16 protein-coding genes are annotated in these 17,626 nt (G+C 56.4%); 13 read left to right on the forward strand and 3 right to left on the reverse strand.

The genetic code is table 11. The features are described from left to right. The first annotated feature begins 6 nt into the window (after positions 1-6). From M8318_RS20685 to flgL, 4 genes are all read left to right on the forward strand, one after another. Positions 7-1,104 carry a flagellar basal body P-ring protein FlgI gene (locus M8318_RS20685; RefSeq protein WP_262664315.1) on the forward strand — a complete coding sequence of 366 codons (1,098 nt, stop codon included), beginning with the start codon at positions 7-9 and terminating at the stop codon, positions 1,102-1,104. Next, entirely contained in the window at positions 1,104-2,057 is a 954-nt protein-coding gene (gene flgJ / locus M8318_RS20690; protein ID WP_262664316.1) for a flagellar assembly peptidoglycan hydrolase FlgJ, read from the forward strand. The genes M8318_RS20685 and flgJ overlap by 1 nt, the downstream gene beginning before the upstream one ends. 75 nt (positions 2,058-2,132) lie before the next feature. Further along, the gene (flgK, locus tag M8318_RS20695; RefSeq protein WP_106992726.1) at positions 2,133-3,779 is read left to right on the forward strand and encodes a flagellar hook-associated protein FlgK; all 1,647 of its coding nucleotides are present in this window, start codon (positions 2,133-2,135) and stop codon (positions 3,777-3,779) included. A 14-nt stretch (positions 3,780-3,793) separates the two neighbouring features. Continuing rightward, positions 3,794-4,747, forward strand: a complete 954-nt coding sequence (gene flgL, locus M8318_RS20700; protein ID WP_262664317.1) for a flagellar hook-associated protein FlgL — start codon at positions 3,794-3,796, stop codon at positions 4,745-4,747. An 80-nt stretch (positions 4,748-4,827) separates the two neighbouring features. Here flgL and M8318_RS20705 read toward each other — a convergent pair whose 3' ends face one another. Then, positions 4,828-6,042, reverse strand: a complete 1,215-nt coding sequence (locus M8318_RS20705; protein ID WP_262664318.1) for an MFS transporter — start codon at positions 6,040-6,042, stop codon at positions 4,828-4,830. A 109-nt stretch (positions 6,043-6,151) separates the two neighbouring features. Between M8318_RS20705 and M8318_RS20710 the strand changes: the two genes are divergently transcribed. Beyond that, positions 6,152-7,090 carry a LysR family transcriptional regulator gene (locus tag M8318_RS20710; protein WP_262664320.1) on the forward strand — a complete coding sequence of 313 codons (939 nt, stop codon included), beginning with the start codon at positions 6,152-6,154 and terminating at the stop codon, positions 7,088-7,090. Positions 7,091-7,130: 40 nt separating this feature from the next. On the opposite strand, the gene rne is transcribed toward M8318_RS20710, so the two are convergent. Further along, positions 7,131-10,346: a ribonuclease E gene (gene rne / locus M8318_RS20715; protein ID WP_262664321.1), complete on the reverse strand. Its 3,216-nt coding sequence runs from the start codon at positions 10,344-10,346 to the stop codon at positions 7,131-7,133. 570 nt (positions 10,347-10,916) lie between these two features. Here rne and rluC point away from each other — a divergent pair. Beyond that, on the forward strand, positions 10,917-11,864 hold the full coding sequence (gene rluC, locus M8318_RS20720; RefSeq protein ID WP_262664322.1) for a 23S rRNA pseudouridine(955/2504/2580) synthase RluC: 948 nt from the start codon (positions 10,917-10,919) through the stop codon (positions 11,862-11,864). Between the two features lie 74 nt (positions 11,865-11,938). Here the strand turns inward: rluC and M8318_RS20725 are convergent, their stop codons facing one another. Further along, complete coding sequence (locus M8318_RS20725) at positions 11,939-12,523, reverse strand: Maf family protein (RefSeq protein ID WP_262664323.1); 585 nt, start codon at positions 12,521-12,523, stop codon at positions 11,939-11,941. A 141-nt stretch (positions 12,524-12,664) separates the two neighbouring features. On the opposite strand from M8318_RS20725, the gene yceD reads away from it, so the two are divergent. From yceD to acpP, 7 genes are all read left to right on the forward strand, one after another. Further along, the gene (gene yceD / locus M8318_RS20730; protein ID WP_262664324.1) at positions 12,665-13,186 is read left to right on the forward strand and encodes a 23S rRNA accumulation protein YceD; all 522 of its coding nucleotides are present in this window, start codon (positions 12,665-12,667) and stop codon (positions 13,184-13,186) included. A 16-nt stretch (positions 13,187-13,202) separates the two neighbouring features. Further along, complete coding sequence (gene rpmF, locus M8318_RS20735) at positions 13,203-13,376, forward strand: 50S ribosomal protein L32 (RefSeq protein ID WP_106992734.1); 174 nt, start codon at positions 13,203-13,205, stop codon at positions 13,374-13,376. Positions 13,377-13,455: 79 nt separating this feature from the next. Then, positions 13,456-14,490, forward strand: coding sequence for a phosphate acyltransferase PlsX (gene plsX / locus M8318_RS20740; RefSeq protein WP_207630105.1), 1,035 nt, complete (start codon positions 13,456-13,458; stop codon positions 14,488-14,490). A 6-nt stretch (positions 14,491-14,496) separates the two neighbouring features. Next, positions 14,497-15,450 carry a beta-ketoacyl-ACP synthase III gene (locus M8318_RS20745; protein WP_106992736.1) on the forward strand — a complete coding sequence of 318 codons (954 nt, stop codon included), beginning with the start codon at positions 14,497-14,499 and terminating at the stop codon, positions 15,448-15,450. A 15-nt stretch (positions 15,451-15,465) separates the two neighbouring features. Further along, complete coding sequence (fabD, locus tag M8318_RS20750) at positions 15,466-16,395, forward strand: ACP S-malonyltransferase (RefSeq protein ID WP_262664325.1); 930 nt, start codon at positions 15,466-15,468, stop codon at positions 16,393-16,395. Positions 16,396-16,409: 14 nt separating this feature from the next. Next, entirely contained in the window at positions 16,410-17,144 is a 735-nt protein-coding gene (fabG, locus tag M8318_RS20755; RefSeq protein WP_032617552.1) for a 3-oxoacyl-ACP reductase FabG, read from the forward strand. A 154-nt stretch (positions 17,145-17,298) separates the two neighbouring features. Next, positions 17,299-17,535, forward strand: a complete 237-nt coding sequence (gene acpP / locus M8318_RS20760) for an acyl carrier protein (RefSeq protein WP_003857954.1) — start codon at positions 17,299-17,301, stop codon at positions 17,533-17,535. The last annotated feature ends 91 nt before the right edge of the window (positions 17,536-17,626 follow it).

The raw sequence follows: 17,626 nt of genomic DNA on the forward strand, positions 1-17,626 counted from the left end.
TGACCTATGTTTAAATCCCTCTTCGGAGTCCTGTTGGTGCTGGTGGCAACCGTTGTCCACGCCGACCGTATCCGCGATCTCACAAGCGTCCAGGGCGTGCGGGAAAACTCACTGATCGGTTACGGCCTGGTGGTCGGGCTGGACGGCACGGGTGACCAGACGACCCAGACCCCGTTCACGACCCAGAGCCTGAACAACATGCTCTCCCAGCTCGGCATCACGGTGCCGGCCGGGACCAACATGCAGCTGAAAAACGTGGCGGCCGTTATGGTTACCGCCTCCTACCCGGCATTTTCCCGCCAGGGGCAGACCATCGACGTGGTGGTCTCTTCCATGGGTAACGCGAAAAGCCTGCGTGGCGGTACGCTGCTGATGACCCCGCTGAAAGGGGTGGACAGCCAGGTGTATGCTCTCGCCCAGGGTAATATTCTGGTCGGCGGGGCAGGTGCGTCCGCAGGCGGCAGCAGCGTGCAGGTTAACCAGCTTAACGGTGGCCGTATCACCAACGGGGCGATCATTGAGCGTGAACTGCCGACCCAGTTCGGGGCCGGGAACACCATCAACCTGCAGTTGAACGATGATGATTTCACCATGGCGCAGCAGATCGCGGACACCATTAACCGCGGTCGCGGCTATGGCAGCGCCACGGCGCTGGACGCCCGCACCGTGCAGATCCGCGTCTCCAGCGGCGGCAGCAACCAGGTGCGCCTGCTGGCGGACATCCAGAACATGGAAGTCAACGTCACGCCGCAGGATGCCAAAGTGATCATCAACTCCCGTACCGGCTCGGTGGTGATGAACCGTGAAGTGACCCTGGATAACTGCGCCGTGGCGCAGGGCAACCTGTCGGTCACCGTCAACCGCTCGGCTAACGTCAGCCAGCCGGATACGCCGTTTGGCGGCGGTGAAACCGTGGTGACGCCACAGACCCAGATTGATATGCGTCAGGGCGGCGGCTCGCTGCAGAGCGTGCGCTCCAGTGCCAACCTGAACAACGTGGTGCGTGCGCTGAATGCGCTGGGCGCGACCCCGATCGATCTGATGTCGATTCTGCAATCCATGCAGAGTGCAGGCTGCCTGCGCGCCAAAGTGGAAATTATCTGATGCTGACCGATAGCAAACTGCTGAGCAGCGCGGCCTGGGATACCCAGTCGCTCAACGACCTGAAAGCCAAAGCGGGCAAAGATCCGGCGGGTAATATCCGCCCGGTGGCCCGTCAGGTGGAAGGAATGTTTGTCCAGATGATGCTGAAAAGCATGCGTGAGGCGCTGCCGAAAGACGGCATCTTCAGCAGCGATTCATCGCGTCTGTACACCAGCATGTATGACCAGCAGATTGCGCAGCAGATGACCTCCGGTAAAGGACTCGGGCTGGCGGATGTGATCGTCAAGCAGATGGCGGCCGCCCAGGGCGTGCCGCCGGAAGAGGCTCCACAGCAGGTGCCGATGAAGTTCGATCTGGAAAAGGTGACCAGCTATCAAAACCAGGCCCTGACGCAGATGGTGCGCAAAGCCGTGCCGAAAGCGCCAGAAAGTAACGACGAACCGCTCACCGGGGACAGCAAAGACTTCCTGGCCCAGCTCTCGCTGCCGGCGCGTCTCGCCAGCCAGCAGAGCGGGGTGCCGCATCACCTGATTCTGGCCCAGGCGGCGCTGGAATCCGGCTGGGGACAACGGCAGATCCGGCGTGAGAACGGCGAGCCAAGCTTCAACATCTTTGGCGTGAAGGCCACGGGAAGCTGGAAAGGGCCAACCACCGAGATCACCACCACCGAATATGAAAACGGTGCAGCGAAGAAAATTAAAGCGAAGTTCCGCGTCTACAGCTCGTATCTGGAGGCGCTTTCAGACTATGTCGGGGTGCTGAGCCGTAACCCACGCTATGCGGCAGTGACCCAGGCCGCAACGGCAGAGCAGGGCGCGCAGGCGTTGCAGAACGCGGGCTACGCCACCGATCCGCAGTACGCCCGCAAGCTGACCAGCATGATCCAGCAGCTAAAAGCGATGGGTGAGAAAGTCAGCAAAGCCTACAGCAACGATATCGAAAATCTGTTCTGAAAGTTCTCAAGTCCGGCTGGGGGCTGCCGATAATCTCCAGCAGGACTCGTGTCTGAAAGTATAAAAGGAACCCCCATGTCCAGTTTGATCAACAGCGCCATGAGTGGCCTCAGCGCGGCACAGGCTGCGCTGAATACCGCCAGTAATAACATTTCAAGCTACAACGTGGCGGGTTATACCCGTCAGACCACGGTGCTGAGCGCCTCAAACAGCACCCTGACAGGCGGCGGTTGGGTTGGCAACGGCGTGTATGTCTCCGGGGTACAGCGCGAATATGATTCATTCATTACCAACCAGCTGCGCGCCGCGCAGAACCAGAGCAGTGCCCTGACCACCCGCTACCAGCAGATGTCCAAAATTGACGACGTGCTGTCCGGTAGCACCAACAGCCTGGCGACCACCCTGCAGGACTTCTTCGGCAGTTTGCAGACCCTGGTCAGCAACGCCGAAGATCCGGCGGCGCGCCAGACGGTGCTGGGCAAGGCCGCTGGCCTGGTGAACCAGTTCAAGGTCAACGATCAGTACCTGCGCGATCAGGATAAGCAGATCAATATCGCCATCGGCACCAGCGTTGAGCAGATCAACAACTACGCCAAACAGATTGCTAACCTGAACGATCAGATCTCCCGTCTGACCGGCGTGGGTGCCGGGGCGTCCCCGAACAACCTGCTCGATCAGCGTGACCAACTGGTGAGCGAGCTGAACCAGATTGTGGGTGTTGAAGTCGCGGTCCAGGATGGCGGCACCTATAACGTCTCCTTTGGCAATGGCTATAACCTGGTTCAGGGCAGCACCTCCAACCAGCTGGCGGCCGTGAAGTCCAGCGCCGATCCGTCCCGTACCACGGTGGCGTTTGTTGACGGCACCTCAGGCCCGGTAGAGATCCCGGAAAAACTGCTAACCAACGGCTCACTGGGCGGGATGTTAACCTTCCGTACCGAAGAGCTCGACACTGCGCGCAACACCCTTAACCAGCTGGCGCTCTCTTTCGCTAACGCGATGAACACCCAGCACGCAAAGGGCTTTGACACAGAAGGTGATGCCGGCGGTAAATTATTTGATATCGGTGCGCCAGCGGTGCTGGGCAACAGCAAAAATAGCGGTTCGGCCGCCGTCACCGCGACGGTAAACCCAGCAGACAGCGCTAAGGTGCAGGCCACCGACTACAAGATGGAGTTTGATGGCTCCAGCTGGAAGATCACCCGCCTGTCCGATAAAACCACGGTCACTGCCACTAATGACGGCAGCGGCAACTTATCCTTCGATGGCCTGACGGTCAACGTATCGGGCGCGGCGAATAAAAACGACAGCTTTATCGTGAAGCCTGTCGCCAATGCCATCGTCAATATGGATCTGGCGATCAGCGATGAGTCAAAACTGGCGCTGGCCTCTGACCCAACCGGCGGGGAAAGTGATAACCGCAACGGCCAGGCGCTGCTGGATCTGCAGAAGAGCAAAGAGGTTGGTGGCAACAAAACCTTTAACGATGCCTATGCCTCTCTGGTGAGTACCGTCGGCAGCAAAACTGCGACGCTGAAAACCAGCAGTACCACTCAGGCAAACGTGACGACGCAGCTGAGCAACCAGCAGCAGTCGATCTCCGGGGTTAACCTCGATGAAGAGTATGGCAACCTGCAGCGTTTCCAGCAGTACTACCTGGCCAATGCCCAGGTGCTGCAAACCGCCAGCACGCTCTTCGACGCGTTAATTAATATTCGCTAAGGCCGAGGTCAACGATGCGTATTAGCACCCAGATGATGTATCAGCAGAACATGCGTGGGATCACCGACTCCCAGAGCAAGTGGCTGAGTTACGGTGAGCAGATGTCCACCGGTAAACGTGTAAACCGTCCTTCTGACGATCCGATCGCGGCGTCTCAGGCCGTAGTGTTGTCCCAGGCGCAGTCGGAGAACAGCCAGTTCAAGCTGGCCCGCTCTTTCGCAACACAGAAAGTATCGCTGGAAGAGAACGTGCTGGGCCAAGTGACTACGGCGCTGCAATCGGCACAGGAAAAGATTGTCTATGCAGGCAACGGCACGCTGAGTGATAGCGATCGCAACTCGCTCGCCACCGATCTGCAAGGTATTCGCGATCAGCTGATGAACCTGGCAAACAGTACCGATGGTAATGGACGTTATATTTTTGCAGGTTATAAAACTGACGCGGCGGCATTCGATCAGGCCACCGGGACGTATTCAGGCGGTTCCACGCCAATCAGTCAGCAGGTTGATTCTGCACGCACCATGCAGATTAGCCATACTGGCAGCGAAGTGTTTGAATCCTTTACCAGCAATGCGGCGCCAGAACCTAATGGCAGTACGGCAGAAAAGAATCTTTTTAAAATTTTTGATAACGCGATTGCGGCACTGAAAGTGCCTGTTGAAGGCGATCAGACGAAGGCTGACCAGTTTGTAGCGGATATTGATAAGGCAAACCGCGGATTACGTAATTCGTTGGATAACGTGCTGACCGTACGTGCTGATCTAGGGACCAAACTGAACGAGCTTGAGTCACTCGATACGCTGGGCAGTGACCGTGCTTTAGGTCAATCAACCCAGATGAGTGATCTTGTGGAAGTTGACTGGAACGCAGCGATCTCCTCATACACCATGCAGCAGGCGGCCCTTCAGGCGTCCTATAAAGCATTCAGCGATATGCAGGGTATGTCTCTGTTCCAGCTCAACAGATAACAGTTTTGACCTTTGGACATGACTTGAAACTGGTTATGTTCTGTGTGCCCAATCCGTTCTCGCGGATTGGGCTTTTTTTTTCAGGAATTTTGCATTACCGAGGTGCTGGTGCGGGCGCTTTCTGCCAGACGGATAGCCAGCGCTATGCCTGCGGTCATCGTCGCCAGGGCAACCACACCTGGCCAGCCTGCCATCGTATACAGCTGACTACCCAGTGCCGAACCCAGCGCCATCCCGATAAACACGCCGGTGAAGAGCAGGGCGTTCAGGCGACCACGTGCCTGCGGCTCAAGGCCATAAACCAGGTTCTGATGGGCGACCAGGCTTGACTGCAGACCGAGATCAAAGCCGACAGCGGAGACTGCAATCAGGATCAACTGGCCGTGTACGCCGAGGGCGGGCATCAGGAACATCAGGGCGAAGGAGACGGTCACCAGCGCGGCACCAAGCTGGGTGACTTTACCGGCACCGAGTTTATCGGCCAGACCACCCGCCAGCGGCGCTGCCAGGGCACCTGCGGCACCGGCAATACCGTATCCACCGGCGACCGCACTGCCCAGCTGATAGTGTTCCATCAACATCACCGCCAGCGTGGACCAGAAGGCGCTGAAGGCAATAGAGAGGAAGCCCTGGGCCAGCGCGGCACGACGCAGTGCCGGGTAGCGACGCCACAGGTGCGCCATGGAGCGCATCAGCTCCAGATAGCGCAGGTTCGACGGCACCGCGAAGCGAGGCAAAATCAACCACATCACGGCGGCAAGGATCGCAATGCTGCCCGCGGCCAGCTGATACATGACGCGCCAGCCAAAGGCTTCACCTACCACCCCGCTTACCGTACGGGAGAGCAGGATCCCCAGCAACAGGCCGGTCATCACCGTCCCGACGGTTTTGCCCTGTTTGCCAGCCGGGGCCAGAATAGCCGCCGCCGGAACGATATCCTGCGCCATGGTGGCCGCCATCCCAATCAGCAGGCTGATCAGCAGCAGGGAGTGGATCTGCCCTGTCAGGCTACAGGCCAGCAGCAGCCCCGCCAGGGCGATACTTTTTATCACTATCAGGGTGCGACGGTCATAGCGATCGCCCAGCGGCAGCAGGAAAAGGATCCCCAGCGCGTAGCCTGCCTGGGTAAGCGTTGGCACCATCCCCATCCCTTCAATGCTGAGATGCAGATCGGCCCCCATCAGCGGCAGCAGCGGCTGAGCATAGTAGATGGAAGCGACGCTGAAGCCTGCGCCGATGGCGAGGATAAAAATGACCCAACGGCTGACGGCTGGGGTTAAGGTGCTGGTGTTCATATGCAGTTCCTCATTTCGGGTGTGTCGCTATTCTTTACCAGCCCGACTTGCGGTGGTAGCCGGCGCAGTGCTAAAACACTTATACGTGTAACGTATAACCGGATAAATCATGAAACGTTCAGAGCGTATAGACCGGGTCGAACTGATGCGAACCTTCGTGCGCATCATCGAGACAGGCTCCCTTTCTGCTGCCGCCGTGCAGATGGCAACGACCCAGGCCACCGTGAGTCGTCGCCTGCAATCGCTGGAGACGCTGCTCGGCGTACGTCTGATCCTGCGCACTACCCATGCCATGAAGCTGACCGATGATGGCGAACGCTGCTATCAGCATGCCCGGCGGGTGATTGACAGCTGGCATGCGCTGGAGGATGAAGTCGGGCAGACGGAAGATGAACCGGTAGGGGTGCTTCGCGTTCGCGCCCCGCACGCCTTCGGGCAGGAGCAACTGCTGGAGCCGTTAACGGCGTTTCTGCTGCGCTATCCGCGGCTCAACGTGGAGTGGATGCTCAATGACCGCTCGGCCGATTTCCTGAGTGACAATATCGACTGTGCCATCCGGGTAGGGGCGGAGATCGACCCGGGCACGGTGTCGGTATTACTGGCCGAGGTTCCGCGCAGTATTGTGGCCTCGCCGGAACTGCTTGCACGTCACGCCCCGGTCGAGAAGCCGGAAGATCTCTCTGCGCTGCCCTGGGTGGCACTTAATACCTTTTACCGTCAGCACGTGGAGCTGTTCCACGCGGGAGCGCCGCAACCGCTGCGGGTGGCTATTTCACCGCGGCTGAGTACCGACAGCCTGTATGTGGCGCGTAAAAGCGCTTTAACCGGGCTGGGGGTGGCGGTGGTATCAAGCTGGACGGTTGAAGCCGACATTCGTGAGGGCAGGCTGGTACATCTGTTGCCTGACTGGCAGCCGGCTGCGTTGCCGGTGCATCTGGTCTATCCGTGGTCACGGTATTATCCGGCACGTCTGCGCCGTTTTCTGGAGATGATGCGAGAGGTGATGCCTGAAATCGCCGGCATGCGCAGGCCTGAACAGAGGCAATAAAAAAGCCGACCCGAAGGTCGGCTTTTGCGCTTAAGCGGGCTTATTCAGCCGACTGTGGACGCGTGGCAGGCGCTGTGGCCTGATGCGTTGCGCTGTGACCACCTGCAGAACCTTTGCCGTCAAAATCAAACGCCGGACGTACCCAGTCGCTGTGACGCGGTGCTTCCGGAACGTATTCCGGTGCCGGGGCGCGGGTCATAGGCGCAGTGGCGTGGTGAAGGTCAGCATTAACCTGTGCGGCTGGAGCTGGCTTCACTTCCGGCGCATTGACTTCCGCAACGTCAGATTTAACTTCAGCCACTGCAGGTTTCACCTCAGCGACTTCAGGTTTCACGTCAGTAACAGGTTCAACCTCAATTTCAACTTCAGGCTGAACGTCAGTTTCCACTTCAACTTCCACGACCGGCTGTGGCTCAACCGCTTCCCCGGTGATTTCAACCGGCTCGGCAGCCTTCGCTTCTTCAACTACCTGCTCTGCGACAACCACATCTTCAGGCGCGATAATCTGCGGCTGTTCTGTCACAGGTGCGGCAATCACTTCCGGATGTGAAGTTTCGACTTCAGCAACCTGTGGCTCAGGGATGACCACTGCCGCCGCCTCGGTGATAACCTCATCAACAACTGGCGCGACAGGGGCAACCGCGTCAACAGCAACGTTCTGCTCGTCAAACTGCTGCTCCTGAGGACGGGTAACCGGATAACGGATCCAGGCTTTGCCGGAGGCCATTTCTGGTGACGCACAGGCGATAGCCAGCGGCATTGGTGACTGCAGCGGGTAACGCTCGTCACGATAACGGCGACGACGTTGACCGCTCACGCGCAGGTGGCGCGGAGAGCGACGTGAACGACGCGGCATGCCAGCGTTGTCACGGCCTTCGCCGGTCTCTTCCTGCTCAGGGGCATTTTCGATGACCGCAGGCAGGTCGACTTTCGCCAGCTCGGTGCTCTGGGCTGGTTCAACCTGAGGCGCGACCGCTTCAACAACGGCTTCTTCGGTCTGAGACTCGAAACGCACTTTCTGGTTGAGCTGACGCTGCTTACGGCGTGGCATGACCTGAACGCGTTCTTCCTGATCCGCATCCTGCACGGTTTCTTCTTCACGATTCAGAACTTTAACTTCCTGCTGCGCCTGGCGCTTGTCATCATTACGACGACGGCTGCGCTCGCGGCGTGGCTGCTGTTCATCACGCTGTCTGCCTTTGTCGGCGTCTTCGCTGACCGGCTGACGAATTTCACGATCTTCCGTGTTCTGCTGCGGCTTCTCGCGGCGGTTGCGACGGTTATCGTCACGTCCTTCACGGCGCTCACGGCCTTCGCGGTTGTCGCGACTCTCACGGTTATCACGATTGTCACGGCTTTCGCTGCCTTCACGACCTTCGTTATTCTCGGAACGGTTATCGCGGCGCTCGTTGCGGTCACGACGGTTGTTCTGACGTTTACGACGATCCGGTGAACGTTCCTGCTTCTCTTCTTTTTTCTCAACCGGGGCCGGAGCTGGCTGTGGCTCTTCGCCGGCAAACATTTTCTTCAGCGCGCTGATGAAACGGCTCAGCAGGCCAGGCTGTGCGGCCGGTTGGCTGACTTCTGCCGCCGGTTTAGCTGCTGCGGGTTGAGCTACCACGCTCTCCTGCGCTGGCGCAGGTGGCGCTTCTGGCATCACAAATGCGGCCAGGGCTGGCTGCTCAGGAAGTTTACGCTCGGCGTACTCTTCTTCAGACGGTAGAGCCATCTCCTCTTCATGCAGCTTAGGCAGCATGTAGCTGAGGGTGGAGGTCTCTTCGCCTTTGCGCACACGCAGTACGGAGTAGTGCGGGGTCTGCATCTGGTCGTTAGGGACGATCACGCAGCGTACGCCGCTCAGACGGGCTTCGATAGCCGTTACCGCCGCACGTTTTTCGTTCAGCAGGTAGGAGGCGACGGGTACAGGCACAATGGCGTGTACTTCTTTGGTGTTCTCTTTCAGCGCTTCTTCTTCGATGAGACGCAGGATAGAGAGCGCCAGAGATTCGTTGTCACGCACGGTGCCGGTGCCGCTACAGCGTGGGCAGACGTGGTGGCTGGATTCACCGAGGGACGGGCTCAGACGCTGACGGGACATCTCCAGCAGACCAAAACGGGAGATATGGCTGATCTGAATACGCGCACGATCCTGACGCACCGCTTCACGCAGGCGGTTTTCCACCGCGCGCTGGTGACGAACTGGCGTCATGTCGATGAAGTCGATAACGATCAGGCCGCCCAGGTCACGCAGACGCAGCTGACGCGCAATCTCATCGGCCGCTTCGAGGTTGGTGTTGAACGCCGTCTCTTCGATATCGCCGCCGCGAGTTGCACGTGCGGAGTTGATGTCGATAGCGGTCAGCGCCTCGGTGCTGTCGATAACGATAGAGCCACCGGACGGCAGACGGACTTCACGCTGGAAAGCGGATTCAATCTGCGATTCGATCTGGTAGTGGCTGAACAGCGGGATCTCACCGGTGTACAGTTTGATTTTGCTGGTGAAATCAGGACGGCCCAGCGCGGCAATGTGCTGGCGAGCCAGCTCAAGCACTTTCGGGTTATCAATCAGAATTTCACCGATGTCCTGACGCAGGTAGTCACGGAAGGCACGCACGATGACGTTGCTTTCCTGGTGGATCAGGAAGGGAGCAGGGCGGCTTTCAGCGGCTTTCTGAATCGCTTCCCAGTGCTTCAGGCGGAAGCCGAGGTCCCACTGCAGCGCTTCGGCAGATTTGCCTACGCCTGCGGTACGGACAATCAGGCCCATGCCGTCTGGCAGTTCAAGACTGGCCAGCGCTTCTTTCAGCTCGGTACGGTCATCGCCTTCAATCCGGCGAGAGATACCACCCGCACGCGGGTTGTTTGGCATCAGCACCAGATAGCTACCCGCCAGACTGATAAAGGTGGTCAGTGCGGCACCTTTGTTGCCACGCTCTTCTTTATCGATCTGAACGATAACTTCCTGACCTTCACGCAGCACATCTTTGATGTTCGGACGGCCATGGGCGTTATAGTTAGACGGGAAGTATTCGCGAGCGATCTCTTTCAGGGGGAGGAAACCATGACGCTCGGCACCGTAATCAACAAATGCGGCTTCAAGGCTTGGTTCAATGCGGGTGATTTTGCCTTTGTAAATGTTCGCTTTTTTCTGTTCGTGTCCAGGACTTTCGATATCCAGATCGTACAGACGCTGCCCATCCACAAGGGCGACACGCAACTCTTCTTGCTGAGTTGCGTTGATTAACATTCTTTTCATCGTAACTTACTCATTATTCTTACATTGACGACTAAGCTGCGGGCAAGGTGACGCTTTCCGGGGTATGAACCGATGGCCTCGTGTCTATTCACGTCGCCAACCTCACGGTTGTCGCTCGCTTAAGAGGCGCAAAGTGTCGGTTGCCTGTATTTCATACGGAAATACAGCGCGATTATCAGGGGAATAGCCTGGGTAAAACTCTCCAGAGAAGATTCCATTTACCGGTAAGTACTGCAACCCGCAGCCCGCTAACTGTCTGAAAGATCAATACGTCTTACGCCATTGCTGCGTGGATGATCGGTCAGACAAAATTGGTCATTCCGTCGTAATCCTTACAAACCCGGATTTAACGCGGAAAACAACAGCATTATTCCATTGCTCACCGGGTTATAGCAAGATGACTTTTACCAATTATCACCCGGTTACTCACAGTTTCTTCACTTCTTTCGAATGATTGGTTTAATAACCACCAAATCGATTGCGTAAATGAAACCCTGACCGGGTAGAGGTAAATATAAGCACAGAAAAATGAGTGGCGCTAATGGCTGACGATAATTAGAATCGCCCCCCATGAAAACAGAGACTCCAGCCGTAAAAATGGTTGCCATTACCGAAGATGAAGCGGGGCAACGTATTGACAACTTTTTGCGCACCCAACTGAAGGGCGTGCCAAAGAGTATGATTTATCGCATCCTGCGTAAGGGTGAGGTGCGGGTAAATAAGAAACGCATTAAACCTGAATACAAACTTGAAGCGGGTGATGAAGTGCGTATCCCGCCCGTGCGCGTAGCCGAGCGAGAAGAGGAGGCGGTATCGCCGCATCTGAATAAGGTCGCCGCGCTGACGAATGTGATTTTATATGAAGACGATCATATTCTGGTGCTGAACAAACCTTCAGGTACGGCCGTACACGGCGGCAGCGGGTTAAGCTTCGGGGTGATTGAAGGTCTGCGCGCGCTGCGCCCGGAAGCCCGCTTCCTTGAGTTGGTTCATCGTCTCGACCGCGATACCTCCGGCGTGCTGCTGGTCGCTAAAAAGCGTTCGGCGCTACGTTCGCTGCACGAGCAGCTGCGTGAGAAAGGTATGCAGAAGGATTACCTCGCGCTGGTGCGCGGGCAGTGGCAGTCCCATGTCAAAGTGGTGCAGGCGCCGCTGCTGAAAAACATTCTGCAAAGCGGTGAGCGTATCGTTCGCGTCAGTCAGGAAGGCAAACCCTCTGAAACCCGATTCAAGGTGGAAGAGCGTTATGAATTTGCCACCCTGGTGCGCTGTAGCCCGGTGACCGGGCGTACCCACCAGATCCGCGTTCACACGCTGCATGCGGGCCATCCTATTGCCTTCGACGATCGCTATGGTGACCGTGAATTTGATAAGCAGCTGGCCGGGACGGGATTATCGCGTCTGTTCCTGCATGCCGCCGCGCTGACGTTTACCCATCCGGGTACCGGCGAGGTGATGCGCATCGAAGCCCCGATGGACGAACAGCTGAAGCGCTGTCTGAAAGTTCTGCGCGGTTAAGTGCCCGGCGGCGCTACGCTTGCACAGGCCTACGGTCTTGTAGGCCGGGTAAGCGTAGCGCCACCCGGCATAAATCACGCCATCAGCGGGTTATACTCCTCCCGGCGCAGCATCTGGCACAGCGCAATCAATGGTAACCCCACCAACGTGTTCGGGTCACGTCCGTCCAGCCTGTCAAACAGCGCAATTCCCAGCCCCTCGCTCTTAAAACTGCCCGCGCAGTTTAACGGCCGCTCTTTTCGCACGTAGTCGTCAATCTCGTGTTCACTGAGATGGCGAAAGTGAACGTCAAAGGGCTCGCATTCGGTCTGCAAATGGCCCGTAGATGAATTATAAAGGGCCAGGCCGGTGTAGAAGGTGACGATACTGCCGCGTGCTTTCAGCAACTGCTGGCGGGCAATCTCTTCGGTGTGCGGTTTACCGGTGATCGTCCCATCCAGGACGCAAACCTGATCGGAACCTATAATCAAATGATCGGGGAATCGTGCTGCCAGACTTTTCGCTTTCTCCTGAGCCAGACGGACCACCAGATGGCGTGGCGATTCACCGGGCTGTGGGCTTTCATCCACGTTCGGCGCGGCACATTCGAAGGGTAGGCCCAGCTTTTCCAGCAACACGCGGCGGTAGGGTGACGTGGAGGCGAGAATGAGATTCGGCATATTTTTTTCACCAGATATAGCGTATCGATGCCAGCCATTTTAAACTACAGGCCGCAATGTGTGCGAATAATTGGCAAAAGGCAGCCTGAGGTTGCCTTTTTCTTTGACTCTATGACGTTACAAAGTTAATATGCGCGCCCTATGCAAAAGGTAAAATTACCCCTGACTCTTGATCCGGTTCGTACGGCTCAAAAACGCCTTGATTACGAAGGTATCTATACTCGTGATCAGGCTGAGCGTATCGCCGAATCCGTAGTCAGTGTGGACAGTGATGTGGAATGCACCATGTCGTTTGAGATCGATCCCCAGCGCCTTGCCGTGATTACCGGTGATGCAAAGGTGTCGGTCACGCTCGAGTGTCAGCGTTGCGGGAAACCGTTCCCACTTCATGTTCACACAACATATTGTTTTAGTCCGGTTCGTTCAGACGAGCAGGCTGAAGCACTCCCGGAAGCGTATGAGCCGATTGAGGTTAACGAATTCGGTGAAATCGATCTGCTGGCGCTGGTTGAAGATGAAATCATCCTCACCTTGCCTGTGGTTCCGGTGCATGATTCTGAACACTGTGAAGTGTCCGAGGCGGACATGGTCTTTGGGGAACTGCCTGTTGAAGCGCAAAAACCAAACCCATTTGCCGTATTAGCCAGTTTAAAGCGTAAGTAATTAAGGAGTAAGGTCCATGGCCGTACAACAGAATAAACCAACCCGTTCCAAACGTGGCATGCGTCGTTCCCATGACGCGCTGACTGCAGTTACCAGCCTGTCTGTAGACAAGACTTCTGGTGAACAACACCTGCGTCACCACATCACCGCTGACGGTTTCTACCGCGGCCGCAAGGTTATCACTAAGTAATCACGCGTCAGCGTGATTAGGCTTAGTGAGGGTTTCCCCGTGCAAACGGGGATATACCGAACCAGGCTGCGACGATACCTTGACACGTCTAACCCTGGCGTTAGATGTCATGGGGGGCGATTTTGGCCCTTCCGTGACAGTGCCTGCAGCATTGCAGGCACTGAACTCTAATTCGCAACTCACTCTCCTTTTAGTCGGCAATCCCGACACTATCACGCCATTACTTGCAAAAGCTGACTTCGAACAACGTTCACGTCTGCAGATTATTCCTGCCCAGTCAGTTATTGCCAGTGATGTCCGCGCCTCGCAGGCGATCCGCAGCAGTCGCGGAAGCTCAATGCGCATTGCGCTGGAGCTGGTAAAAGAAGGACGCGCCCAGGCGTGCGTCAGCGCCGGCAATACCGGTGCGCTGATGGGGCTGGCAAAATTACTGCTCAAACCCCTTGAAGGGATTGAGCGCCCGGCACTGGTGACGGTACTGCCGCACCAGCAAAAGGGCAAAACGGTGGTGCTGGATTTAGGCGCCAACGTCGACTGCGACAGTGTTATGCTGGCGCAGTTTGCCGTAATGGGCTCGGTGCTGGCAGAGGAAGTGGTGGGGATCTCTCATCCCCGCGTGGCCTTGCTGAATATCGGTGAGGAAGAGACTAAAGGTCTCGACAGCATCCGTGAGGCGGCCGAGCGGCTAAAAAATGAGCCGTCCATCAACTATATTGGATATCTCGAAGCCAACGAATTATTGACCGGAAAAACGGATGTACTGGTGTGTGACGGGTTTACAGGAAACGTTACATTAAAAACCATGGAAGGGGTGGTGAGAATGTTTCTTTCTCTGCTTAAATCGCAGGGAGAGGGGAAAAAACGGTCCTGGTGGCTGATTATATTGAAGCGTTGGTTACAAAAGAGCCTGGCGCGGCGATTCAGTCACCTCAACCCCGACCAGTATAATGGCGCCTGTCTGTTAGGATTGCGCGGCATTGTGATTAAGAGTCACGGTGCGGCCAATCAGCGAGCCTTTACCGTCGCGATTGAACAGGCAGTGCAGGCGGTGCAGCGACAAGTCCCACAGCGGATTGCCGCTCGCCTGGGATCTGTATTAGCAAAAAGTGACTGAGCGTACATGTATACGAAGATTTTAGGTACCGGCAGCTATCTGCCAAAGCAAGTGCGAACCAACGCCGATCTGGAAAAAATGGTCGATACCTCTGACGAGTGGATCGTCACGCGTACAGGTATCCGCGAACGTCGTATTGCCGCGCCAGATGAAACAGTTTCCACCATGGGCTACGAAGCCGCACAACGCGCGCTGGAGATGGCGGGTGTTGATAAAGACGACATCGGCCTGATTATCGTTGCCACCACCTCTGCGACGCATGCCTTCCCGAGCGCAGCGTGCCAGGTTCAGAACATGCTGGGCATTAAAGGCTGCCCGGCATTTGACGTTGCTGCTGCCTGCGCAGGTTTCACCTATGCGCTGAGCATTGCCGATCAATACGTGAAATCTGGCGCCGTTAAGCACGCGCTGGTGATCGGTGCTGACGTGCTGGCGCGTACCTGCGATCCTGCCGATCGCGGGACGATCATTATTTTTGGTGATGGCGCAGGGGCTGTCCTGTTAGGACAATCTGAAGAGCCGGGCATCATCTCGACGCATCTGCATGCGGACGGTAGCTACGGTGAGCTGTTAACGCTGCCAAACGCCGATCGGGTTAATCCGGACAATGCTATCTATCTGACCATGGCCGGTAACGAAGTCTTTAAAGTGGCGGTGACCGAGCTGGCACATATCGTTGACGAGACGCTGGCAGCGAACAATCTGGAGCGTTCTGCTCTCGACTGGCTGGTGCCGCATCAGGCGAACCTGCGCATTATCAGCGCCACGGCTAAGAAACTCGGCATGTCTATGGATAACGTTGTGGTGACGCTGGATCGTCATGGCAATACGTCTGCAGCATCCGTGCCCTGCGCCTTTGACGAAGCGGTGCGCGATGGACGAATTCAACGAGGCCAACTGGTCTTGCTCGAAGCCTTCGGCGGCGGTTTCACCTGGGGTTCTGCGCTGGTTCGTTTCTAGTATAAGGATAAAAAAATGACGCAATTTGCTTTTGTGTTCCCCGGTCAGGGTTCTCAGGCCGTTGGAATGTTGTCCGGCTTAGCGGAGCAGTATCCGGTCATCGAAGAGACCTTCCGTGAAGCGTCGGATGCCCTGGGTTACGATCTTTGGGCGCTGACCCAGCAAGGGCCAGCCGAAGAGCTGAATAAAACCTGGCAGACCCAGCCTGCACTGCTGACCGCATCGGTCGCACTGTGGCGCGTCTGGCAGCAGCAGGGCGGTAAAACGCCAGCACTGCTGGCCGGTCACAGTCTGGGTGAATACTCTGCGCTGGTTTGCGCCGGGGTGATTGCGTTTGCGGATGCCGTGCGTCTGGTTGAACTGCGCGGCAAATTTATGCAGGACGCGGTGCCGGAAGGCACGGGCGGCATGTCGGCCATTATTGGTCTGGATGATGCGTCCATTGCCAAAGCCTGCGAAGAATCTGCAGAAGGTCAGGTGGTTTCTCCGGTAAACTTCAACTCGCCGGGCCAGGTGGTTATCGCCGGTCATAAAGAAGCCGTTGAGCGTGCAGGCGCAGCGTGCAAAGCTGCAGGCGCCAAACGTGCGCTGCCGCTGCCGGTAAGCGTACCGTCGCATTGCGCACTGATGAAGCCTGCTGCCGACAAGCTGGCGGTTGAGCTGGAAAAAATCACTTTCAACGCTCCAGCCATTCCGGTTGTGAATAACGTTGATGTGCAGTGTGAAACCGCGCCAGAGGCGATCCGCCATGCGCTGGTTCGTCAGCTGTACAGCCCGGTTCAGTGGACCAAAACCGTTGAGTTTATGGCGTCACAGGGCGTTGAGCACCTGTATGAAGTGGGCCCGGGCAAAGTCCTCACCGGTCTGACTAAACGTATTGTTGATACCCTGACCGCGTCGGCCATTAATGAGCCGGAAGCACTGTCAGCGGCACTCGCGCAGTAACAAAGAGGAATACCATGAGTTTTGAAGGAAAAATCGCACTGGTCACCGGTGCAAGCCGCGGTATTGGCCGTGCTATCGCTGAAACCCTCGTCGCGCGTGGCGCGAAAGTGATCGGCACCGCGACCAGCGAAAGCGGCGCGCAGGCGATCAGCGAGTATTTGGGTGCGAACGGTAAAGGTCTGATGTTGAATGTGACCGATCCTGCATCTATCGAATCTGTTCTGGGAAATATTCGCGCAGAATTTGGCGAAGTGGATATTCTGGTCAATAATGCCGGAATCACTCGCGACAACTTACTGATGCGAATGAAAGATGACGAGTGGAGCGATATTCTCGAAACCAACCTGTCATCTGTGTTCCGTCTGTCAAAAGCGGTAATGCGAGCTATGATGAAGAAGCGTCATGGGCGTATTATCACTATCGGTTCTGTGGTTGGTACCATGGGAAATGCTGGTCAGGCTAACTACGCTGCGGCGAAAGCAGGTCTGATCGGTTTCAGTAAGTCGCTGGCACGCGAAGTTGCGTCCCGCGGGATTACTGTAAACGTTGTTGCTCCGGGCTTTATTGAAACGGACATGACGCGTGCGCTGACCGATGAGCAGCGTGCGGGTACGCTGGCGGCAGTTCCGGCGGGTCGTTTAGGCGACCCTAAAGAAATCGCCAGCGCGGTTGCATTTTTAGCCTCTGACGAAGCGAGTTACATCACTGGTGAAACTCTCCACGTCAATGGCGGGATGTATATGGTTTAATCACGTTAGAAAATATTTGCGTTATTAGGGCCAATGGCCTCAAAATAACGTAAAATCGTGGTAAGACCTGCCGGGATTTAGTTGCAAATTTTTCAACATTTTATACACTACGAAAACCATCGCGAAAGCGAGTTTTGATAGGAAATTTAAGAGTATGAGCACTATCGAAGAACGCGTTAAGAAAATTATCGGCGAGCAGCTGGGCGTTAAGCAGGAAGAAGTTGTGAACTCCGCTTCCTTCGTTGAAGACCTGGGCGCAGATTCTCTTGACACCGTTGAGCTGGTAATGGCTCTGGAAGAAGAGTTTGATACTGAGATTCCGGACGAAGAAGCTGAGAAAATCACCACCGTTCAGGCTGCCATTGATTACATCAACGGTCACCAGGCGTAAGTGAGCATCTCCAGGCGGTCATTCGACCGCCTGTGTTTTTTCTTTTGTAGTCCCTCGATTTTCTTTTTTTATCCCTCCCTGGAGGACAAGC

Origin of the sequence: Leclercia tamurae (genome assembly GCF_025566055.1) — a bacterium.
Taxonomy (GTDB): domain Bacteria; phylum Pseudomonadota; class Gammaproteobacteria; order Enterobacterales; family Enterobacteriaceae; genus Enterobacter; species Enterobacter tamurae.

What these genes read in the sequence shown, in the direction of transcription:
- M8318_RS20685 (WP_262664315.1), top strand. Translation starts at nt 7, where the DNA reads ATGTTTAAATCCCTCTTCGGAGTCCTGTTGGTGCTGGTGGCAACCGTT.
- flgJ (WP_262664316.1), top strand. Translation starts at nt 1,104, where the DNA reads ATGCTGACCGATAGCAAACTGCTGAGCAGCGCGGCCTGGGATACCCAG.
- flgK (WP_106992726.1), top strand. Translation starts at nt 2,133, where the DNA reads ATGTCCAGTTTGATCAACAGCGCCATGAGTGGCCTCAGCGCGGCACAG.
- flgL (WP_262664317.1), top strand. Translation starts at nt 3,794, where the DNA reads ATGCGTATTAGCACCCAGATGATGTATCAGCAGAACATGCGTGGGATC.
- M8318_RS20705 (WP_262664318.1), bottom strand. Translation starts at nt 6,042, where the DNA reads ATGAACACCAGCACCTTAACCCCAGCCGTCAGCCGTTGGGTCATTTTT.
- M8318_RS20710 (WP_262664320.1), top strand. Translation starts at nt 6,152, where the DNA reads ATGAAACGTTCAGAGCGTATAGACCGGGTCGAACTGATGCGAACCTTC.
- rne (WP_262664321.1), bottom strand. Translation starts at nt 10,346, where the DNA reads ATGAAAAGAATGTTAATCAACGCAACTCAGCAAGAAGAGTTGCGTGTC.
- rluC (WP_262664322.1), top strand. Translation starts at nt 10,917, where the DNA reads ATGAAAACAGAGACTCCAGCCGTAAAAATGGTTGCCATTACCGAAGAT.
- M8318_RS20725 (WP_262664323.1), bottom strand. Translation starts at nt 12,523, where the DNA reads ATGCCGAATCTCATTCTCGCCTCCACGTCACCCTACCGCCGCGTGTTG.
- yceD (WP_262664324.1), top strand. Translation starts at nt 12,665, where the DNA reads ATGCAAAAGGTAAAATTACCCCTGACTCTTGATCCGGTTCGTACGGCT.
- rpmF (WP_106992734.1), top strand. Translation starts at nt 13,203, where the DNA reads ATGGCCGTACAACAGAATAAACCAACCCGTTCCAAACGTGGCATGCGT.
- M8318_RS20745 (WP_106992736.1), top strand. Translation starts at nt 14,497, where the DNA reads ATGTATACGAAGATTTTAGGTACCGGCAGCTATCTGCCAAAGCAAGTG.
- fabD (WP_262664325.1), top strand. Translation starts at nt 15,466, where the DNA reads ATGACGCAATTTGCTTTTGTGTTCCCCGGTCAGGGTTCTCAGGCCGTT.
- fabG (WP_032617552.1), top strand. Translation starts at nt 16,410, where the DNA reads ATGAGTTTTGAAGGAAAAATCGCACTGGTCACCGGTGCAAGCCGCGGT.
- acpP (WP_003857954.1), top strand. Translation starts at nt 17,299, where the DNA reads ATGAGCACTATCGAAGAACGCGTTAAGAAAATTATCGGCGAGCAGCTG.